The organism is Pseudomonas sp. DCB_BI (assembly GCF_026240995.1).
GTDB lineage: Bacteria > Pseudomonadota > Gammaproteobacteria > Pseudomonadales > Pseudomonadaceae > Aquipseudomonas.
This window is the reverse complement of the sequence record NZ_JAPFCG010000003.1, coordinates 166105-183891: the sequence shown is the minus strand read 5'-3', so window position 1 is coordinate 183891 and position 17787 is coordinate 166105. Positions and strand designations below refer to the sequence as shown.

The following is a 17787-nucleotide window of genomic DNA, read 5'->3' as shown; positions in this document are numbered from 1 at the left end:
ATCTATTCGCCCGTAGCCACGCCGTGCGCGGGATTGTTGATCCACTCACTCCACGACCCGGCATACAGCTTGCCTAGCGGGTAGCCCGCCAGCGCCAAGGCAAACAGGTTATGGCAAGCCGTCACCCCAGATCCGCAGTAAGACACCAACTGCTCCGGCGCCCGCCCGGCAAGCATTTCGGCAAAGCGCTGCCTGAGCTGGTCCGCCGGCAAGAAGCACCCATCAGCGCCCAGATTGTCGGTAAACGCTGCGCATCGGGCACCTGGAATATGCCCTGCCACCGGGTCGATCGGTTCTACTTCACCGCGGAAACGCGGCAAGGCACGTGCATCGATCAACGTCAGGTCAGCACTGCCCAGGCGCTTGCCCAGATGCTCGGCATCGATCAGCAGCCTGGCGTCAGGCTCACCGCTGAAGGTGCCTTCGCGTCTGGGCGGTGGGTCCAGGCTCAGCGGCAGATGCGCCGCGTGCCAGGCCTTGAGGCCGCCATCGAGAATCGCCACGCCGCTGCGCTTGCCCAGCCAGGCCAGCAGCCACCAGGCGCGGGCGGCAAAGGCGCCAGGGCCATCATCGTACAGCACCACCTCGCTGTCGTTATCCAGGCCCCACTCACGCAGGCGCGCAACCAGCCGCTGCGCATCGGGCAACGGGTGGCGCCCGGTGCGGCCCTTGCTCACCGGCCCGCTGAGGTCACGGTCCAGGTCGGCAAAATGCGCGCCGGCAATATGCCCCTGGGCATAACTGCGTTGGCCATAGTCCACATCCTCGAGGGCAAAGCGGCAGTCGAGGATCACCAACTTGGGCGAGTCCAGGCGCTCGGCCAACTGCTGCGGGGTGATCAATTGCGCAAGCGGCATGACAATCTCCTGATCGATGGCACAAAGGCCCCGGGCTAGAGCTCCAGGGCCTGGTTGAACGGAACGTGAAATTCCTGGCACAGCGCGTCCACGGCATTGCGTGCGTTATCGGTGACAAAGCCGAGTTCCAGCACCAGCACCTGATAGACGCCGCGCTTGAAGGCTTCTTCACCCAGGTGCGCGGAATGTTCACGCGTGGTGCTGAGAAAACGTACCCATGAGGTCAGCACGATCCAGGCATTGATGGTCAGCGACTCGATCTGCGCCGGCGCCATGACCAGGATGCCAGCCTCGACGAAGCCACGGTAGATCGCCTGGCCCTGGTGCAGGCAGCGCTCGGAAAAGCGCCGGTAACGGCCGGCCAGCTCCGCGTCGCTATCCAGCAGGTGCTCAAGGTCGCGGTGCAGGAAACGGTAGTTCCACATCGCCGCGAGCAAGGCCTTGAGGTAGAAGCGCTTGTCCTCCACCGTGGCTGTTCGTCCTTGTGGAGGGCGCAGGAAGCTGTCCACCAGCGCTTCGTACTGGCTGAACAACACGGCGATGATCGCCTGCTTGTTGGGGAAGTGGTAATACAGGTTGCCGGGCGAGATTTCCATGTGCGCGGCAATGTGATTGGTACTGACACTACGTTCGCCCTGCTGATTGAACAGTTCCAGGCTGTTCTGCACGATGCGCTCTCGAGTCTTCATGCGCGGGGCCATGCTCAGCTCCCAATCTGCGGGCTTTCGACAAAGGGTCATCTTACGGCGATTCACGCCGCTGATGCACCGTTGCCTTGCATGAAAATAGTCGCACTATGGTACCAATCAAAGTATAGGCTCCAGAGACCTCAAGCCCAGCCGGGAGACCGCTGTGAACTCGACCATTGCCTCGCCTCCTGTGCATTCCGACAGCGAACTTGAAGCCTCGTTCGCCGCCCAGCGCCAGGCGTTTGCCGGCAACCCCATGCCCCCTGCAGCCCAGCGCCGGCAGTGGCTTGAAAGCCTGCGCGAGGCTCTGCTGGCAGACCAGCAGGAACTGATCGCGGCCATTGATGCAGACTTCAGCGGGCGCAGCGCCGATGAGACTTTGCTGGCCGAGTTGCTGCCGTCAGTGCAAGGCATCCGCCATGCCGAACGCCACCTGCAGCGCTGGATGCGCCCGGCCAGACGGACCGTGGGCATGGCGTTCCAGCCGGCCAGCGCACGGGTCCTGTACCAGCCATTGGGCGTGGTCGGTATCATCGTGCCGTGGAATTACCCGCTGTTCCTCGCCATCGGCCCGTTGACCGGCGCACTGGCCGCCGGCAACCGGGTGATGCTCAAGCTCAGCGAGGCGACCCCCGCCTGTGGGCTGGCCCTGAAGTCACTGCTGCAGCGGGTATTCCCCGAAGACCTGGTCAGCGTCGTGCTTGGCGAGGTCGAGGTTGGCCAGGCGTTCGCCCGCCTGCCCTTCGACCACCTGCTGTTCACTGGTGCCACCAGCATCGGCCGTCAGGTCATGCTGGCAGCCGCACAAAACCTGACCCCGGTGACCCTGGAACTGGGCGGCAAGTCCCCGGCCATCGTCTCGGCCAGCGTGCCGCTGGATGCCGCCGCTGAGCGCATCGCCTTCGGCAAGACGCTCAACGCCGGCCAGACCTGCGTCGCACCCGACTACGTACTGGTGCCACGCGAGCGCCTCAACGACTTTGCCGATGCCTATCGCAATGCCGTGCAGCGCATGTACCCACACATCGCCGACAACCCCGACTACAGCGCCATCATCAACCCTCGCCAGCTCAAGCGCCTGGAGCACATGCTGGAGGACGCCCGCAGCAAGGGCGCGCAAGTGATCGACCTGTACACCCACGAAGCGCGCCAAGGCCGGCGCCTGCCCCCGCACCTGCTGACAAAGGTGAACGACAGCATGCAGGTGATGCAGGATGAAATCTTCGGCCCGCTGCTGCCGCTGGTGCCTTACGACACCCTCGATGACGCGCTGGCGTACATCAACCAGCGCCCGAGGCCGTTGGCGCTGTACTACTTCGGCTACGACCGCAGCGAACAGCAACATGTCCTGCAATACAGCCATTCCGGCGGGGTGTGCCTGAACGACACCTTGCTGCACGTGGCCCAGGACGACCTGCCATTCGGCGGCATCGGGCCTTCCGGCATGGGGCACTACCACGGCCATGAAGGCTTCCTGACCTTCAGCAAGGCCAAGGCGGTATTGGCCAAGCAACGCATCAACGCCGCCCGGCTGATCTACCCGCCTTATGGCAAAGCCCTGCAGCGCCTGGTCTACAGGGTGTTCATCCGTTGACAGCAAAGCGCTGGTCGCCCGCCAGCACACAGCGCATGACAACGAATACGCCCACTGTCTATAGTGCCATCAGCCGGCCGCACGACTTGGCCGGGGCGCCGTCGCTGCGCTACCATCCGACTCCCCAACGCACTCCAGCCAGGATGACGCGATGAACCGAGTGTTGTACCCGGGTACTTTCGACCCCATTACCAAAGGCCATGGCGACCTGGTCGAGCGCGCTTCGCGCCTGTTCGACCACGTGATTATCGCGGTGGCTGCCAGCCCCAAGAAAAACCCACTGTTCCCGCTGGAACAACGGGTAGCGCTGGCCCGTGAGGTCACCAAGCACCTGCCCAATGTCGAAGTCATCGGCTTCTCTTCGCTGTTGGCGCATTTCGCCAAGGAACAGGGCGCCAATGTGTTTCTACGCGGCCTGCGTGCGGTGTCCGACTTCGAGTACGAGTTCCAGCTGGCGAACATGAACCGGCAACTCGCTCCTGATGTCGAGAGCCTGTTCCTCACGCCGTCGGAGCGTTATTCGTTCATTTCCTCGACCTTGGTCCGGGAAATAGCCGCATTGGGTGGTGATATCAGCAAGTTCGTCCACCCGGTGGTGGCCGAGGCGCTGACCGAACGCTTCAAGAAGTAATCTTTAGCGCCTGATCATCGCGCCCACGTGCACTGCGGGCGCGAATGCGGCACAATTGTGCCCATTGCGTTGAATATGCCCGGGCAACGCGCCCCGGCCGGAGTCCCCATGTCCCTGATCATCACCGACGATTGCATCAACTGCGACGTCTGCGAACCCGAGTGCCCGAACGAGGCCATCTCCCAAGGCGAAGAGATCTACGTGATCGACCCTAACCTGTGCACCCAGTGCGTGGGTCACTACGATGAGCCGCAGTGCCAGCAGGTCTGCCCGGTCGACTGCATCCCGCTGGATGAAGCGCACCCAGAGACCGAAGAACAGCTGATGGCCAAGTACCGCCGGATCACTGGCAAGGGCTGATCACCTGCCCCTCTCTGCATGGCTCCCATAGAACAAAACATGACTTATTGATTTGGCAGGGACTCCGTGGGAGCGGGCTTGCCCCGCGAACACCGGCAAAGCCGGTGCCATACACCGCGCGGCCCCCTTCGCGGGACAAGCCCGCTCCCACAATGACCGGCGTTCTCTGCGTGACAGCACATTTACTTCAATAGGCTTGCAGCGAACGTTTCATCGTTGGCAGCGCGGGCAGTACACGCTCGCCCGCTGCCCCAGCTTCACTTCGCGCAACGTCGTGCCGCATACCTTGCACGGCTGTCCACCGCGCCCGTAGACGAACAATTCCTGCTTGAAATACCCCGGCTGCCCGTCGCCACCGATGAAGTCGCGCAGGGTGGTGCCGCCCTGCTCGATCGCCGCCGCCAGCACTCGCTTGATCTCGATCGCAAGCTTCAGGTAACGCGCCCGGGAAATCCCGCCCGCCTCGCGCCGTGGGTCGATACCCGCGGCGAACAGCGCCTCGGTGGCGTAGATGTTGCCTACCCCCACCACCACCGCGTTATCCATGATGAACGGCTTGACCGCCATCGACCGCCCACGCGAGAGCTGGAACAACCGCTCACCGTCGAACAGGTCGGTCAGCGGCTCTGGCCCCAGGCGCAACAGCAACTCGTGGTTCAGTGGGTCCAGGCTCCAAAGCATGGCACCAAAGCGGCGCGGATCGGTGTAGCGCAGCATCAGCCCCGACTCCAGCTCGATATCCACATGCTCATGCTTGGCCGCCGGTAAGCCCAGCTCGACCACGCGCAGGTTGCCCGACATGCCCAGGTGGCTGATCAACGTACCGACCTCCGCATTGATCAGCAGGTACTTGGCGCGCCGCTCGACACTCACAATACGTTGCCCCGAAAGCCGCACATCGAGGTCTTCGGGGACCGGCCAGCGCAGGCGCCGGTCGCGCACTACCACACGGCTGACGCGCTGGCCTTCCAGGTGCGGCGCAATACCGCGCCGGGTGGTTTCTACTTCAGGTAATTCCGGCATGTGTCAGTGCCCGCCCAGCTCGCGAATGTTCTGCTTGAGGTTTTCGAAATCGTATTCCGACAAACCAATGTAATCGAGCACCAACGGGCCGACCACGTTCCATTCGTGGTCCACCAACTGGTTGCCCAGTACCCGGTAGGAGGCGCAGATGTGCTCGGCCATCTTCAGCACCGCCAACAGGTTCTTCAGCTGGTTCTGGGTATTGCGGCAGCTCTCGTCGCGGAACACCGCCAGGGCATTGTGGTGGTTGGCGATGGCCGCACTGAGGTGCTCGGGCAAGCGCCAGGACTTGGCGGTGAAATAGCCGACCACCGAATGGTTGGTGTTGAACGCGCGGTTTTCGGTGTCGACCACCCGCGTTTCCCCGTCGGCCTTGGCGTAGGCCTCTTCCAGCACATCCATGTAGTTGGGGAAGCGCTTGAGCATCAGCGGCACGCCACAGTCATGGAACAGGCCGAGGGTATAGGCCTCGTCCGCGGCCTGGATGCCGGTGCGCTTGGCCAGGGTCAGGCAGGTCATCGCCACGTCCTGGGCGGTATCCCAGAAGCGGTTGAGGGTGACGATGGTCTCGTCGCTCATCTCGCCCTTGATCGACTGGGCGTTGATCAGGTTGATGATCGACCGGCTACCCAGCAGGTTTACCGCGCGCTGGATCGAGCCAATCTTGTTGGACAGGCCGAATTGCGGCGAATTGACCAGCTTGAGCAAGGCGCCCGAGAGGCCCGGGTCCTGGGAAATCAGCTTGGCGATGGTTTCCAGGTCCGGGTCAGGCATGTACTGCTCGAACTGCAGGTCGACCATGATCTGCGGTTGCGGCGGGATGGTGATGCCTTGCAAGGCTTGCTGGATCTGTTCGGCGCTGAGTTCTTGGGACATACGTGCATACTCGGTTAGGACCGGCGATTTTACCCCCCTGGGGCTCGCCTTGACAGGCACTACACCTCTGAAGGCGAAGACCAGGCAGACACGCTATAATCCCGCTCTTTTTCCCGGAGCGACGTCATGTCCCTGCCCAGCCTTCGCCTCAAAGCCAATGCCGACCGCCGCCTGCGCGCCGGCCACCTGTGGGTCTACAGCAACGAAGTCGATGTAAGCGCGACCCCACTGCAAGGCTTCCAGGCCGGCCAGCAGGCCATTCTCGAGGCAGCCAACGGCAAGCCACTGGGCATCGTCGCCCTTAGCCCGAACAACCTGATCTGCGCCCGGCTGCTGTCGCGCGATATCAAGCTGCCACTGGACAAGTCGCTGCTGGTACACCGCCTGAACGTCGCCCTTTCGCTGCGCGAGCGCCTGTTCGACCAGCCTTGCTACCGCCTGGTCTACGGCGATTCCGACCTGCTGCCTGGGCTGGTGGTCGATCGATTCTTCGACATTCTCGTGGTACAGCTGGCATCGGCCACCATGGAAGCGCACAAGGACGACGTGATCGCTGCCCTGGTGCAAGTGCTCAAGCCAAGCGGCATCCTGTTCAAGAACGACTCCGCCGCCCGTGACGCCGAGGGCCTGCAGCGCTATGTCGAGACCGTCTACGGCGAAGTGCCAGACTGGGTGCCGCTGGAAGAAAACGGTGTCAAGTTCGAAGCCCCGGTTCGTGAAGGCCAGAAGACTGGCTGGTTCTACGACCACCGCATGAACCGTGCGCGCCTGGCCCCCTACGTGAAGGGCAAGCGTGTACTCGACCTGTTCAGCTACATCGGTGGCTGGGGCGTGCAGGCCGGCGCATTCGGCGCCAGCGAAGTATTCTGCGTCGATGCTTCGGGCTTTGCCCTGGATGGTGTGGAGCGTAACGCCGCGCTGAACGGCATCAGCGAGAAGCTCACCTGCATCGAAGGCGATGTATTCGAGGCCCTGCGCGAGCTCAAGGCTGCCGAAGAGCGCTTCGACGTGATCATTGCCGACCCACCCGCCTTCATCAAGCGCAAAAAAGACCTGAAAAACGGCGAAGCGGCCTACCGCCGCCTGAACGAACAGGCCATGCGCATGCTGAGCAAGGATGGCATCCTGGTCAGCGCCTCGTGCTCGATGCACCTGCCCGAGGACGACCTGCACAACATTCTGCTGACCAGCGCCCGTCACCTGGACCGCAACATGCAGTTGCTCGAGCGCGGCGGTCAGGGCCCTGACCACCCGGTTCACCCGGCCATCGCCGAGACCCGCTACATCAAGAGCATCACCTGCCGCTTGCTGCCAAACAGCTGATACAGCGATGTACGGGCTTCACCGCCCCCAATGGCCGGTGAAGCCCGTTCAGAACCGCATCAGATATCCAGCACCTGCGTCGCAATGCCGAAGTACACCAGCACCCCTGCCGCATCAGCAATCGACGTGATCAGCGGCCCGCTGGCGGTGGCAGGGTCCAGCTTGAAACGGCTTAGCAGGAACGGCAGGCTCATGCCGATCAGGCTGCCGACCAGCACGATCACGACCATGCTGCTGGCGACGATCAGGGCAATTTGCGGGCCTCCGCGGAGTACTCCCAGAAACGCTACCGCCAATGCCATGGTGCAGCCCAGCGCCAGGGCCACCCCGAATTCGCGACCCAGCATGCGACACCAGTCGCGCATGAACACCTCGCCTGTCGCCAGCCCGCGCACCATCAGCGTTGCCGACTGGGCACCGGCATTGCCGCCGCTGTCCACCAGCAACGGCAGGAAGAACACCAGGGCAATGTGTGCGGCGATGGTTTCTTCGAAGGCGGCAATACCCGCCCCCGAAAACAGGTTGCCGAACACCAGCAACACCAGCCATAGCACTCGCTTGCGGTACAGCAGCCCCAGTGTCGCATCCCGCAGGTTGCCAACGTGGTTCGTGATCGACGCGCCTTTGTGGAAGTCCTCGGTCACCTCGCGCCGCTGGGTTTCGAGGGCTGCCAGGGTGTCCGGCTGAAGGATGTTTTTATCGATTTGATGTTGCATGAAGTTCTCCAGGCGCCAACGCAGGCGCCTACAGACTTCAGCCTTGCGGGCTCAAGCCTTCGGCAGCCCTGGCGGCGGCGCGCTCAGTGCCAGATTGCAGGTTCGGGTAGAACCGGTAACTGGGAAGGTCCATTGAGGATGTGTCTCGTGATACCGCACATGCGGCGGCCGGATAATAGGCGTTCGGAGTGGGCTGGTCAGCCCCTTGCACCCCGTTTCGGAAGCGTCCTACAAGTACCGGCCAACAGGCCAAAGTCACCGCCCAGGCACATCTTCATTCCCTCGCCGCGCCAGCGGTGTAGAATCGGCCTATTCATCGCCAGTCATCCCCGGCGGGTTTATGAGCTCTGGCCAAGCACGCGGCGATCCCGCGCGGTCTTCGGCCCCATCCGTGCCAGTGGCAACCGGCCTGCGGCACAAAGGACAAGAGAAGCTCACTCCCCTTTTTGTGACCTGATTAAGCCGCCAGGAGTGTTTCATGCCTGATTATCGTTCCAAGACTTCCACCCAAGGCCGCAACATGGCCGGCGCCCGTGCCCTGTGGCGCGCAACCGGGATGAAGGACGAAGACTTCAAGAAACCGATCATCGCCATCGCCAACTCGTTCACCCAGTTCGTTCCGGGCCACGTGCACCTGAAGGACTTGGGCCAGCTGGTCGCCCGCGAAATCGAACGCGCCGGTGGCGTGGCCAAGGAATTCAACACCATCGCGGTCGACGACGGTATCGCCATGGGCCACGACGGCATGCTGTACTCGCTGCCAAGCCGCGAGATCATTGCCGACGCCGTGGAATACATGGTCAACGCCCACTGCGCCGACGCCATCGTCTGTATCTCCAACTGCGACAAGATCACCCCCGGCATGCTGATGGCCGCCTTGCGCCTGAACATCCCGGTGATCTTCGTTTCTGGCGGCCCGATGGAAGCCGGCAAGACCAAACTGGCCAGCCACGGCCTGGACCTGGTCGATGCCATGGTCATCGCGGCCGACTCCACGGCCTCCGACGAGAAGGTCGCTGAATACGAGCGCAGTGCCTGCCCGACCTGCGGTTCGTGCTCCGGCATGTTTACCGCCAACTCGATGAACTGCCTGACCGAAGCCCTGGGCCTGGCCCTGCCGGGCAACGGTTCGACCCTGGCCACCCACGCCGACCGCGAGCAGCTGTTCCTCACGGCCGGCCGCACCATCGTCGAGCTGTGCAAGCGCTACTACGGCGAGAACGACGAGTCGGTCCTGCCACGCAGCATCGCCAACTTCAAGGCGTTCGAGAACGCCATGATGCTCGACATCGCCATGGGCGGTTCGACCAACACCATCCTGCACCTGCTGGCAGCGGCACAGGAAGGTGAAGTGGCGTTCGACCTGCGCGATATCGACCGCCTGTCGCGCAAAGTGCCGCAGCTGTGCAAAGTGGCGCCGAACATCCAGAAGTACCACATGGAAGACGTGCACCGCGCCGGCGGCATCTTCAGCATCCTCGGTTCGCTGGCCCGCGGCGGCCTGCTGCACACCGACCTGCCGACCGTGCACAGCCGCAGCATGGAAGAAGCCATCGCCAAATGGGATATCACCCAGACCGATGACGAAGCCGTGCACACCTTCTTCAAAGCCGGCCCTGCCGGTATCCCGACTCAGACCGCATTCAGCCAGTCGACCCGCTGGGAGACCCTGGATGACGACCGTGAAAACGGCTGCATCCGCAGCTTTGAGCACGCCTACTCGCAAGAAGGCGGGCTGGCCGTGCTGTACGGCAACATCGCCCTGGATGGCTGCGTTGTGAAAACCGCCGGTGTCGACGAGTCGATTCACGTGTTCGAAGGCACCGCAAAGATCTTCGAGAGCCAGGACAGCGCCGTGCGTGGCATCCTCGCTGATGAAGTGAAGGCCGGCGACATCGTGATCATCCGCTACGAAGGCCCGAAAGGTGGCCCGGGCATGCAGGAAATGCTCTACCCGACCTCGTACCTGAAGTCCAAGGGACTGGGCAAGGCTTGTGCCCTGCTCACCGACGGCCGCTTCTCGGGCGGTACCTCGGGCCTGTCGATCGGCCACGCCTCGCCAGAAGCTGCTGCAGGCGGCGCGATCGGCCTGGTACGTGACGGCGACAAGGTGCTGATCGACATTCCGAACCGTTCGATCAACCTGCTGGTCAGCGACGAAGAGCTTGCCGAACGTCGCGTCGAGCAGGACAAGAAAGGCTGGAAACCGGCAGAAGTACGCCCACGCAAGGTGACTACCGCACTGAAGGCTTATGCCCTGCTGGCGACCAGTGCCGACAAGGGTGCAGTACGTAACAAGGCGATGCTTGAAGGGCTGTAAAGCACGTTAGGCCTGCCTGAAACAAGAACCGGCGCCTTGAGCGCCGGTTTTTTTATGCCCGTGTCCCCGCAGAAGTCAGCACAGGAACACATCAACTACTGTATCTGCTCCGGCGTCACGATCACCCAGTTCTTGTCCGCAGTCACCGGCAATCCTTCCTTGGCCTGTGCCGCCGCGTTTTTGGCAATCATCCCGTTCAACTGGTCCATGTACTTGGCCTTGCGGTTTATCCACAGGTGGATGCCGCCTTTGCCCACATCCACGCCATGAAACTGCATATAGCCATCGCTGGTCGGGGTGTCGCCGCACACCAGCACCGGTTTCTTCCATTCATCGATGTAGGTAAGGATCGCCGCCTGCTTGCCCGCCATCCAGGTGGCCGGGGTCCACAGGTAAGGGGTCAGCTCCAGGCCCTCGTTAGCCTTGGCATCGTAGTGCCCAGCGCCGATCTGCTTGCGCGCAGTGGTCAGCTGGCCGCTGGCGCGGTCCTTGAGTAGCAGACTCACGCCAATCACGTTCTGCGGCTTCACGTTGTAGCCGTACCTGGGATCTGACGCGACCATGCGCACCAACTCTTCGGAGGCAGCAGAGATCACGTAGACCTCGATGCCGTTCTCCATCAGCTTGTTGTAGAGCTCGGCCTGGCCCTTGAAGACCTTGGGCGGCTGGACCTCGATAGCCTTGATCTGGTCGCCTTCGTAATAGGTGCTGGGGATCGGCTTGGTCAAAGCCATCAGTTCATCCACTTGCACCTTGAGCTCCTTGAGGGTAAAGCCGGAAAACACCTGGGCCACCCACGGGTAGCAAACCATGTCGTCGATCTCGCACAACCGGTAGTAGTAACTGAACAGGCTTTCCTTGTGCTCGGCAGTGTCCTTGAACGGCATCAGCTTCAACGAAGGGTCGAGCTTGTCGCGGCTCAGCAGGCCCTTGTTTTCCATGAACGGAAGCAAGGCTTCTTCCAGGTCATAGCGGTAACTGGTGTTGTCCATGTCGAACACCGCGTAGTTACCTTTATGGGCGTTGGCGGCAATCATGCTGTCTAGCTGCTTGGCGGCCTCGGCCGGCCAATGCTTCAGCTCGGTGGCGAAGGTTTCGATACTGAACAGCAGGGACAGGCCGATGGCGGCGGCTTTCACAGCGACTTTCATGTGCGAATCTCCTGAAATGACCCAGAAACGCTAGTGCAACAATCTCTATCGACAACCCTTGATAACGACCTCCATGCACCAGCAAACGCCGTGTTTATTGCAATCTGCGACACATCGTTATTCCATAAACGACTATGCAAATTCCATTTGGGTATAAATTCGTTTGTTTTCAGGCTGTTAGCATTTCCGTTCGGAATCGCTCGCAGAGGCGATGCCATTTCTGCTTTTTTCTGCTGGAGCTTCAATGAACCTGCCGCTGTCACTTAACCTGCTGGCGTTCCTGGCCCTGTTGCTAGGCCTGGCACAAACCCGCCACACAGACTGGAGCCTGGCCAAGAAGGTGCTGCTTGGCCTGCTGCTGGGCGTGGTCTTTGGCCTGGTCCTGCATACCCTCTATGGCGCTGGGCACCCGGTGCTCAAGGCCACCATCGGTTGGCTCGACCTGGTGGGCAACGGCTACGTCGGCCTGTTGCAGATGATCGTCATGCCGCTGATCTTCGCCTCGATCCTCAGTGCCGTGGCACGCCTGCACAACGCTTCGTCGCTGGGCCGCATCAGCGTGCTGAGCATCGGTACGCTGCTGCTGACCACCGCCATTGCCGCACTGATCGGCATCGTGCTGACCAACCTGTTCGGCCTCAGCGCCGAGGGGCTGGTAGCCGGCGCCCAGGAAAGCGCACGCATGCAAGTTATCCACAGCGACTACGCAGGCAAGGTCGCCGACCTCAACATCCCGCAACTGCTGCTGTCGTTCATCCCCAGCAACCCGGTAGGCGACTTGGCCAGGGCCAAACCGACCTCGATCATCAGCGTGGTGATCTTCGCCGTGTTCATCGGCCTGGCTGCACTGCAGCTGATCAAGGACGATGCCGAGAAAGGCGAGCGTGCGCTGGCGGCCATCGACACCCTGCAGGCCTGGGTGATGCGCCTGGTGCGGGTAGTGATGAAGCTGACCCCGTATGGCGTTCTGGCGCTGATGACCAAGGTGGTGGCCAGCTCGAACATGGAAGACATTCTCAAGCTTGGCAGCTTCGTGGTGGTGTCATACCTGGGCCTGGCGCTGATGTTCGTGGTACATGCCCTAATCCTCGCCGCTACCGGCGTGAGCCCACTGCGCTTCTTCCGCAAGGTGTGGCCGGTGCTGACCTTTGCCTTCACCAGCCGCTCCAGCGCTGCCAGCATCCCGCTGAACATCGAAGCCCAAACCCGTCGCCTCGGTGTGCCGCAGTCGATCGCCAGCTTCAGCGCCTCGTTCGGCACCACCATCGGCCAAAACGGCTGCGCCGGTCTCTATCCTGCCATGTTGGCGGTGATGGTCGCGCCAGCGGTGGGCATCGATACCTTCGACCCACTGTGGATCGCCACCCTGGTGGCCATCGTCACGCTGAGTTCGGCAGGGGTTGCCGGGGTCGGCGGCGGCGCCACCTTCGCCGCGCTGATCGTGCTGCCGGCCATGGGCCTGCCGGTGGAGTTGGTGGCGTTGCTGATTTCGGTGGAGCCGCTGATCGACATGGGCCGTACGGCGCTGAACGTCAACGGTTCGATGACGGCGGGCGTGGTGACCAGCCAACTGCTGAAAGAAACTGACAAGGCAGTGCTGGCCGGCGATGAGCATGCCGAGCTGAGCCATACCTGACAGCTCGCCAGGGGCGCGTTGCGCCCCTTACGCGACAAGGCACTTCGGGTCTTGCTCAAAATTTGAACAGCCAGCAGTCGTCTGTAATAGCGGGTTTAGCCGCGCAGGGCTGCAAAGCTGGCCCCGACAACCTCAAACCTTGTCCCAAACCTCGAAGTGATAAGCCGGCTTACCTGCCTCAGCCTGTGCCTCGCTAGAAGTCAGCCTCCACTGCCCTTCATCAAACGCCGGGAACCACGCATCCCCCTCTGGCGCCAATTCCACCCGCGTCAGGTACATGCGGCTGACCAGGCCCTGCTCCAGCGCCTGCCCATACAGCTGCGCGCCGCCTATCAGCATCAGCTCGTCGACGCCTTTCTCACGCGCCCACTGCTCAGCGCGCACCAGCGCGTCTTCCAACGAGCCGAACACCTCGGCACCCTCGAGCTGCAGCCCTACCTGGCGGCTGACCACGATGTTCAACCGCCCGGGCAGCGGCCGCCCCAGCGAGTCCCAGGTCTTGCGCCCCATGATGATCGGCTTGCCCAGGGTGGTCGCCTTGAAGTACTTGAAGTCCCCCGGCAGGTGCCAGGGCATGGAATTGTCGATGCCGATCACGCGGTTCTCGGCGTGAGCCGCGATCAGGCTGAGGGGGAGTGATGTATTCATGCCAGCGAGGATAGCACCGGCCGTGTGGGTTATGCTTCTGCCCTGACCTGTGCAATGGAAGACCTTGTGACTGCACCGACATCACTGGACAAGCGCTGGCTCACCGAAGCGGTCCGCCTGCGCGAGGAACATGCCGGCCTGCTGGAAGACCAGGAAGCCAACCGCCATGCGCGCCAGCTCGGCGGCGACTTGGCGACACGCATCGAAAGCCGGGCGCTGTTCCTGGCAGAGCGGGACGGCATCACCACCGCCCTGCGCCACTGGAAGCAGGGCGCACGCCTGGCGCTGCTGGCTTTGCTGCTGCTCGCCGTGCTCAGCGGCGCCGGCCTGGCACTGGCCGCCCTCGGCGACGGCCAGCGCCCGGTCAACGTATTCTGGGCACTGGGCAGCCTGCTCGGGCTGAACCTGCTGACACTGCTGGGCTGGTCCATCGGCTTTGCCCTGAGCGGCGAGCATGGCGCGGGGCTGGGCCGCCTGTGGCTGTGGCTGAGCGAGCGCTTTGCCCGCGATGCCAAGGCTGCGCACTTGGCACCAGCGCTGTTGGTGCTGTTGCAACGCCAGCGCCTGAACCGCTGGCTGCTCGGCCTGCTGGTGCATGCCCTGTGGCTGCTGGCGATGCTGTGCGCGCTGGGCATGCTGCTGGCCCTGCTGGCCACTCGGCGCTATGGCTTTGTCTGGGAAACCACCCTGCTCGCTGCCGACCCGTTCATTCACCTGACCCAGGTGCTGGGGGCCGTGCCCTCGCTGCTGGGCTTTGCAGTGCCCGATGTAGCCATGATTCGCGCCAGCGGCGACAGCATGCCGGCCCTCGACCTGGCGCGTCAGCCCTGGGCCAGCTGGCTGCTAGGCGTGGTGCTGGTGTACGGCCTGCTGCCACGCCTGCTGCTGGCCGGGCTGTGCTGTTGGCGTTGGCGCCAAGGCCGTCAGCGCCTCACGCTGGACCTGAGCCTGCCCGGTTACGCACAACTGCGCGAAGCGCTGATGCCGCGCAGCGAGCGCATCGGGGTGCAGGACGCCGCCCCGCAAGCCTTGCCGCAGTTTGCCGCAGGCCAGCTGGAAGGTGGTAGCAGCGGTGCCCTGCTGGTCGGCCTGGAGCTGGACGACCAACGTCCATGGCCGCCCGCCTTGCCCAAAAGCGTGACCGATGCCGGCGTGCTCGACAGCCGCGAATCACGCAACCGGCTGTTGGAGCAGCTCAGTCGCTTCCCGCCGGCACGCCTGGCCATCGCCTGCGACCCACGCCGCTCGCCCGACCGCGGCAGCCTGGCGCTGCTCGCCGAGCTGGCACGTAATGCCGGGGCTACCCGTATCTGGCTGCTGCAGGCAGCACCTGGCCAGGCGCTCGATGCCCAGCGCCTTGGTGACTGGCACGAAGCCCTCGACCGGCTTGGTCTGCAGCATGCCGACACCTCACCGTTGACCTGGCTGGAGCATGGCCATGACTGAGCCACTGAAACTGGCCGTGGTCGGCCACACCAACGTCGGCAAGACCTCGCTGCTGCGCACCCTGACCCGTGACGTCGGCTTTGGCGAAGTATCCCACCGCCCCAGTACCACTCGCCATGTCGAAGGCGCGCGGCTTTCGGTGGACGGCGAACCCTTGCTGGAGCTTTACGACACGCCGGGCCTGGAGGACGCCATTGCCCTGCTCGACTACCTTGAACGCCTGGAGCGCCCGGGCGAGCGCCTGGACGGTCCGGCCCGTCTCGAGCGTTTTTTGCAGGGCAGCGAAGCGCGCCAGCGATTCGAACAGGAGGCCAAAGTGCTGCGCCAGTTGCTGGCCAGCGATGCCGGCTTGTATGTGATCGATGCGCGCGAGCCGGTGCTGGCCAAGTATCGTGACGAACTGGAAGTGCTGGCCAGTTGCGGCAAGCCATTGTTACCGGTGCTCAACTTCGTCGCCAGCCACCAGCACCGCGAGCCGCAATGGCGTGAAGCCCTTGCCCGGCTTGGGCTTCACGCATTGGTGCGGTTCGACAGCGTGGCCCCGCCAGAGGATGGCGAGCGCCGCTTGTACGAAAGCCTGGCCCTGCTGCTGGAAAACGCCCGCCCGGCGCTGCAGCGGCTGATCGACGACCAGCAGGCGCAGCGCCTGGCCCGCCAGCACAGCGGCAAGCGCCTGATTGCCGAGCTGTTGCTGGACTGCGCCGCCTGCCGGCGTAGCGTCGAGGCCGAGCCAGTTGCCGAAGCCCGGGCCATCGAAGCGTTGCGCCAGGACATTCGCCAACGTGAACAGCGTTGCGTCGAAGCCTTGCTCAAGCTGTATGCCTTCCGCCGCGAGGATGCTCATGCCAACGACCTGCCATTGCTGGATGGCCGCTGGGGCGACGACCTGTTCAATCCCGAGACCTTGAAACTGCTGGGCGTGCGCCTGGGCAGCGGCGTGGCAGCGGGGGCTGCGGCCGGGGCCGGGGTCGATCTGCTGGTTGGGGGGCTTACCTTGGGTGCGGCAGCGCTGGCGGGGGCAATAGCCGGTGGCGCGCTGCAAACAGCACGCAATTATGGCGCGCGGTTGATGGGCAAGCTCAAGGGCAAGCGGGAACTGACCGTTGACGACACCGTATTGCGCTTGCTGGCGTTGCGTCAGCAGCAGTTGATGGTGGCGCTGGATAGCCGTGGGCATGCGGCGCAGGACAGCATCAGGCTGGGTGAGCTGGATGAAAAGACCTGGCGCGAGGGCAAGTTGCCAGAGGCGCTGGTCAAGGCGCGGGCGCATCCGCAGTGGTCCACCCTGAATCCTGGGGCGAAGCTGAATCAGGCTGAGCGGCAGGAACAGCTGGAGGCACTGGTTGCGCAGATTTGAGGGGGATGCGAGGTGCATGCCTTGAAGGAGGTGTCACCTGTGAGATCGAGCGCCGCACGGGCGGCGCTCGATCTCACAGGCGACAAAAACCTCAAGGCCGACACATACCAGCCCTCACCCTATCACTGCGCTGCCACCTTCTCCGACTTGCCGTCATAGCGCTTGCGCCACTCGGCCAGAATCTGGTCACGGTTCTTCGAGGCCCAGGCAAAGTCATTCTTGATCAACCGCTGCTCATAGTCCGCCGGCAACTCGGTCTGTGGCTTGGCAACCCCCGGCGCAGCCAATACCGCGAAGTTTTCCTTGTACAACTCCATGGCCGCCGGGCTGGCCGAGAAATCCGCCAGGCGCTTGGCCGCATCCGCCTTGGGCGACCCTTTGATCACGGCAGTCGCCTCGATCTCCCAACCCAGGCCTTCCTTGGGGAGCACGATATCCAGCGGCGCACCCTGGCGCTTGAGCTGCACGGCCGGGTATTCGAACGAAATACCGATCGGGAACTCGCCCGCCGCCGCCAGCTTGCACGGCTTGGAACCCGAGTGTACGTACTGGCCGATGTTCTGGTGCAGCGCATCCATGTACGCCCAACCCTGCGGCTCGCCAAAGGTCTGCAACCAGGCACTTACATCCAGGAAGCCGGTACCCGATGAGGCCGGGTTGGGCATGACGATCTTGCCCTTGTACTCGGGCTTGGTCAGGTCCTGCCAGCTCACCGGCTTGCTCAAGCCCTGCTTTTCGGCCTCGATGGTGTTGAAGCAGATGGTCGCGGCCCAGACGTCCATACCGACCCAGGCCGGCGGGTTGGCAGCATCGCGGTAATTGGGCGCGATCTTGCCCAAGTCCTTGGGTGCATAGGCTTCGAGCATGCCGCCCTGGTCAAGGATGGCCAGGCTGGATGCCGCCAGGCCCCACACCGCATCGGCCTGCGGGCGCTCTTTTTCTGCCAGTAGCTTGGCGGTGATGATACCGGTGGAATCACGTACCCACTTGATCTCGATATCCGGGTTGGCCTTCTCGAAGGCCTGCTTGTAGGTCTTCAGCTGTTCGGCTTCCAGCGCGGTGTAGACCGTCAGCTGGGTATCGGCGGCCGACGCCTGCAGGCTGAACACGGCGGAAACGGCAGCGGCAAGTGCAAGGTGCTTGTACATGGGTAGATTCCT

16 protein-coding genes are annotated in these 17787 nt (G+C 63.2%); 8 read left to right on the top strand and 8 right to left on the bottom strand.

What is annotated here, in order from left to right; translation table 11 throughout:
* Nucleotides 1–2 precede the first annotated feature (2 nt).
* Both OO258_RS04825 and OO258_RS04820 read right to left on the bottom strand, forming a co-directional pair.
* On the bottom strand, nt 3–857 hold the full coding sequence (locus tag OO258_RS04825) for a sulfurtransferase (RefSeq protein ID WP_266029043.1): 855 nt from the start codon (nt 855–857) through the stop codon (nt 3–5).
* Nucleotides 858–892: 35 nt separating this feature from the next.
* Nucleotides 893–1558: a TetR/AcrR family transcriptional regulator gene (locus OO258_RS04820; RefSeq protein ID WP_266029042.1), complete on the bottom strand. Its 666-nt coding sequence runs from the start codon at nt 1556–1558 to the stop codon at nt 893–895.
* 151 nt (nt 1559–1709) lie between these two features.
* On the opposite strand from OO258_RS04820, the gene OO258_RS04815 reads away from it, so the two are divergent.
* From OO258_RS04815 to OO258_RS04805, 3 genes are all read left to right on the top strand, one after another.
* A complete protein-coding gene (locus OO258_RS04815) occupies nt 1710–3140 on the top strand; it encodes a coniferyl aldehyde dehydrogenase (protein WP_266029041.1) in 1431 nt (476 codons plus the stop codon).
* 151 nt (nt 3141–3291) lie between these two features.
* Nucleotides 3292–3771 (top strand): pantetheine-phosphate adenylyltransferase, encoded by a 480-nt coding sequence (gene coaD / locus OO258_RS04810; RefSeq protein ID WP_016489662.1) that lies wholly within the window; start codon nt 3292–3294, stop codon nt 3769–3771.
* Nucleotides 3772–3879: 108 nt separating this feature from the next.
* A complete protein-coding gene (locus OO258_RS04805) occupies nt 3880–4131 on the top strand; it encodes a YfhL family 4Fe-4S dicluster ferredoxin (protein ID WP_003249063.1) in 252 nt (83 codons plus the stop codon).
* Nucleotides 4132–4341: 210 nt separating this feature from the next.
* Here OO258_RS04805 and mutM read toward each other — a convergent pair whose 3' ends face one another.
* Both mutM and OO258_RS04795 read right to left on the bottom strand, forming a co-directional pair.
* The gene (gene mutM, locus OO258_RS04800; RefSeq protein ID WP_266029040.1) at nt 4342–5154 is read right to left on the bottom strand and encodes a bifunctional DNA-formamidopyrimidine glycosylase/DNA-(apurinic or apyrimidinic site) lyase; all 813 of its coding nucleotides are present in this window, start codon (nt 5152–5154) and stop codon (nt 4342–4344) included.
* Nucleotides 5155–5157: 3 nt separating this feature from the next.
* The gene (locus OO258_RS04795) at nt 5158–5976 is read right to left on the bottom strand and encodes an HDOD domain-containing protein (RefSeq protein WP_266029114.1); all 819 of its coding nucleotides are present in this window, start codon (nt 5974–5976) and stop codon (nt 5158–5160) included.
* Between the two features lie 180 nt (nt 5977–6156).
* On the opposite strand from OO258_RS04795, the gene OO258_RS04790 reads away from it, so the two are divergent.
* Nucleotides 6157–7353 (top strand): class I SAM-dependent rRNA methyltransferase, encoded by a 1197-nt coding sequence (locus OO258_RS04790; RefSeq protein WP_110747141.1) that lies wholly within the window; start codon nt 6157–6159, stop codon nt 7351–7353.
* 59 nt (nt 7354–7412) lie between these two features.
* Here the strand turns inward: OO258_RS04790 and OO258_RS04785 are convergent, their stop codons facing one another.
* Entirely contained in the window at nt 7413–8069 is a 657-nt protein-coding gene (locus OO258_RS04785) for a magnesium transporter (RefSeq protein WP_110747139.1), read from the bottom strand.
* 478 nt (nt 8070–8547) lie between these two features.
* On the opposite strand from OO258_RS04785, the gene ilvD reads away from it, so the two are divergent.
* Nucleotides 8548–10389 carry a dihydroxy-acid dehydratase gene (ilvD, locus tag OO258_RS04780; protein WP_060544907.1) on the top strand — a complete coding sequence of 614 codons (1842 nt, stop codon included), beginning with the start codon at nt 8548–8550 and terminating at the stop codon, nt 10387–10389.
* A gap of 95 nt (nt 10390–10484) precedes the next feature.
* Here the strand turns inward: ilvD and OO258_RS04775 are convergent, their stop codons facing one another.
* The gene (locus OO258_RS04775; RefSeq protein WP_266029039.1) at nt 10485–11540 is read right to left on the bottom strand and encodes a haloacid dehalogenase-like hydrolase; all 1056 of its coding nucleotides are present in this window, start codon (nt 11538–11540) and stop codon (nt 10485–10487) included.
* Nucleotides 11541–11784: 244 nt separating this feature from the next.
* Here OO258_RS04775 and OO258_RS04770 point away from each other — a divergent pair, with 244 nt between their 5' ends.
* On the top strand, nt 11785–13176 hold the full coding sequence (locus OO258_RS04770; protein WP_266029038.1) for an L-cystine transporter: 1392 nt from the start codon (nt 11785–11787) through the stop codon (nt 13174–13176).
* Between the two features lie 132 nt (nt 13177–13308).
* Here OO258_RS04770 and OO258_RS04765 read toward each other — a convergent pair whose 3' ends face one another.
* Nucleotides 13309–13824 (bottom strand): dihydrofolate reductase, encoded by a 516-nt coding sequence (locus OO258_RS04765; RefSeq protein WP_266029037.1) that lies wholly within the window; start codon nt 13822–13824, stop codon nt 13309–13311.
* A gap of 54 nt (nt 13825–13878) precedes the next feature.
* On the opposite strand from OO258_RS04765, the gene OO258_RS04760 reads away from it, so the two are divergent.
* Together OO258_RS04760 and OO258_RS04755 are read left to right on the top strand one after the other, a co-directional pair.
* Nucleotides 13879–15270, top strand: a complete 1392-nt coding sequence (locus OO258_RS04760; protein WP_266029036.1) for a DUF2868 domain-containing protein — start codon at nt 13879–13881, stop codon at nt 15268–15270.
* The gene (locus tag OO258_RS04755; protein WP_266029035.1) at nt 15263–16627 is read left to right on the top strand and encodes a GTPase/DUF3482 domain-containing protein; all 1365 of its coding nucleotides are present in this window, start codon (nt 15263–15265) and stop codon (nt 16625–16627) included. The genes OO258_RS04760 and OO258_RS04755 overlap by 8 nt, the downstream gene beginning before the upstream one ends.
* A 122-nt stretch (nt 16628–16749) precedes the next feature.
* Here OO258_RS04755 and OO258_RS04750 read toward each other — a convergent pair whose 3' ends face one another.
* Nucleotides 16750–17775, bottom strand: coding sequence for a putative 2-aminoethylphosphonate ABC transporter substrate-binding protein (locus OO258_RS04750; RefSeq protein ID WP_266029034.1), 1026 nt, complete (start codon nt 17773–17775; stop codon nt 16750–16752).
* Between the last annotated feature and the right edge of the window lie 12 nt (nt 17776–17787).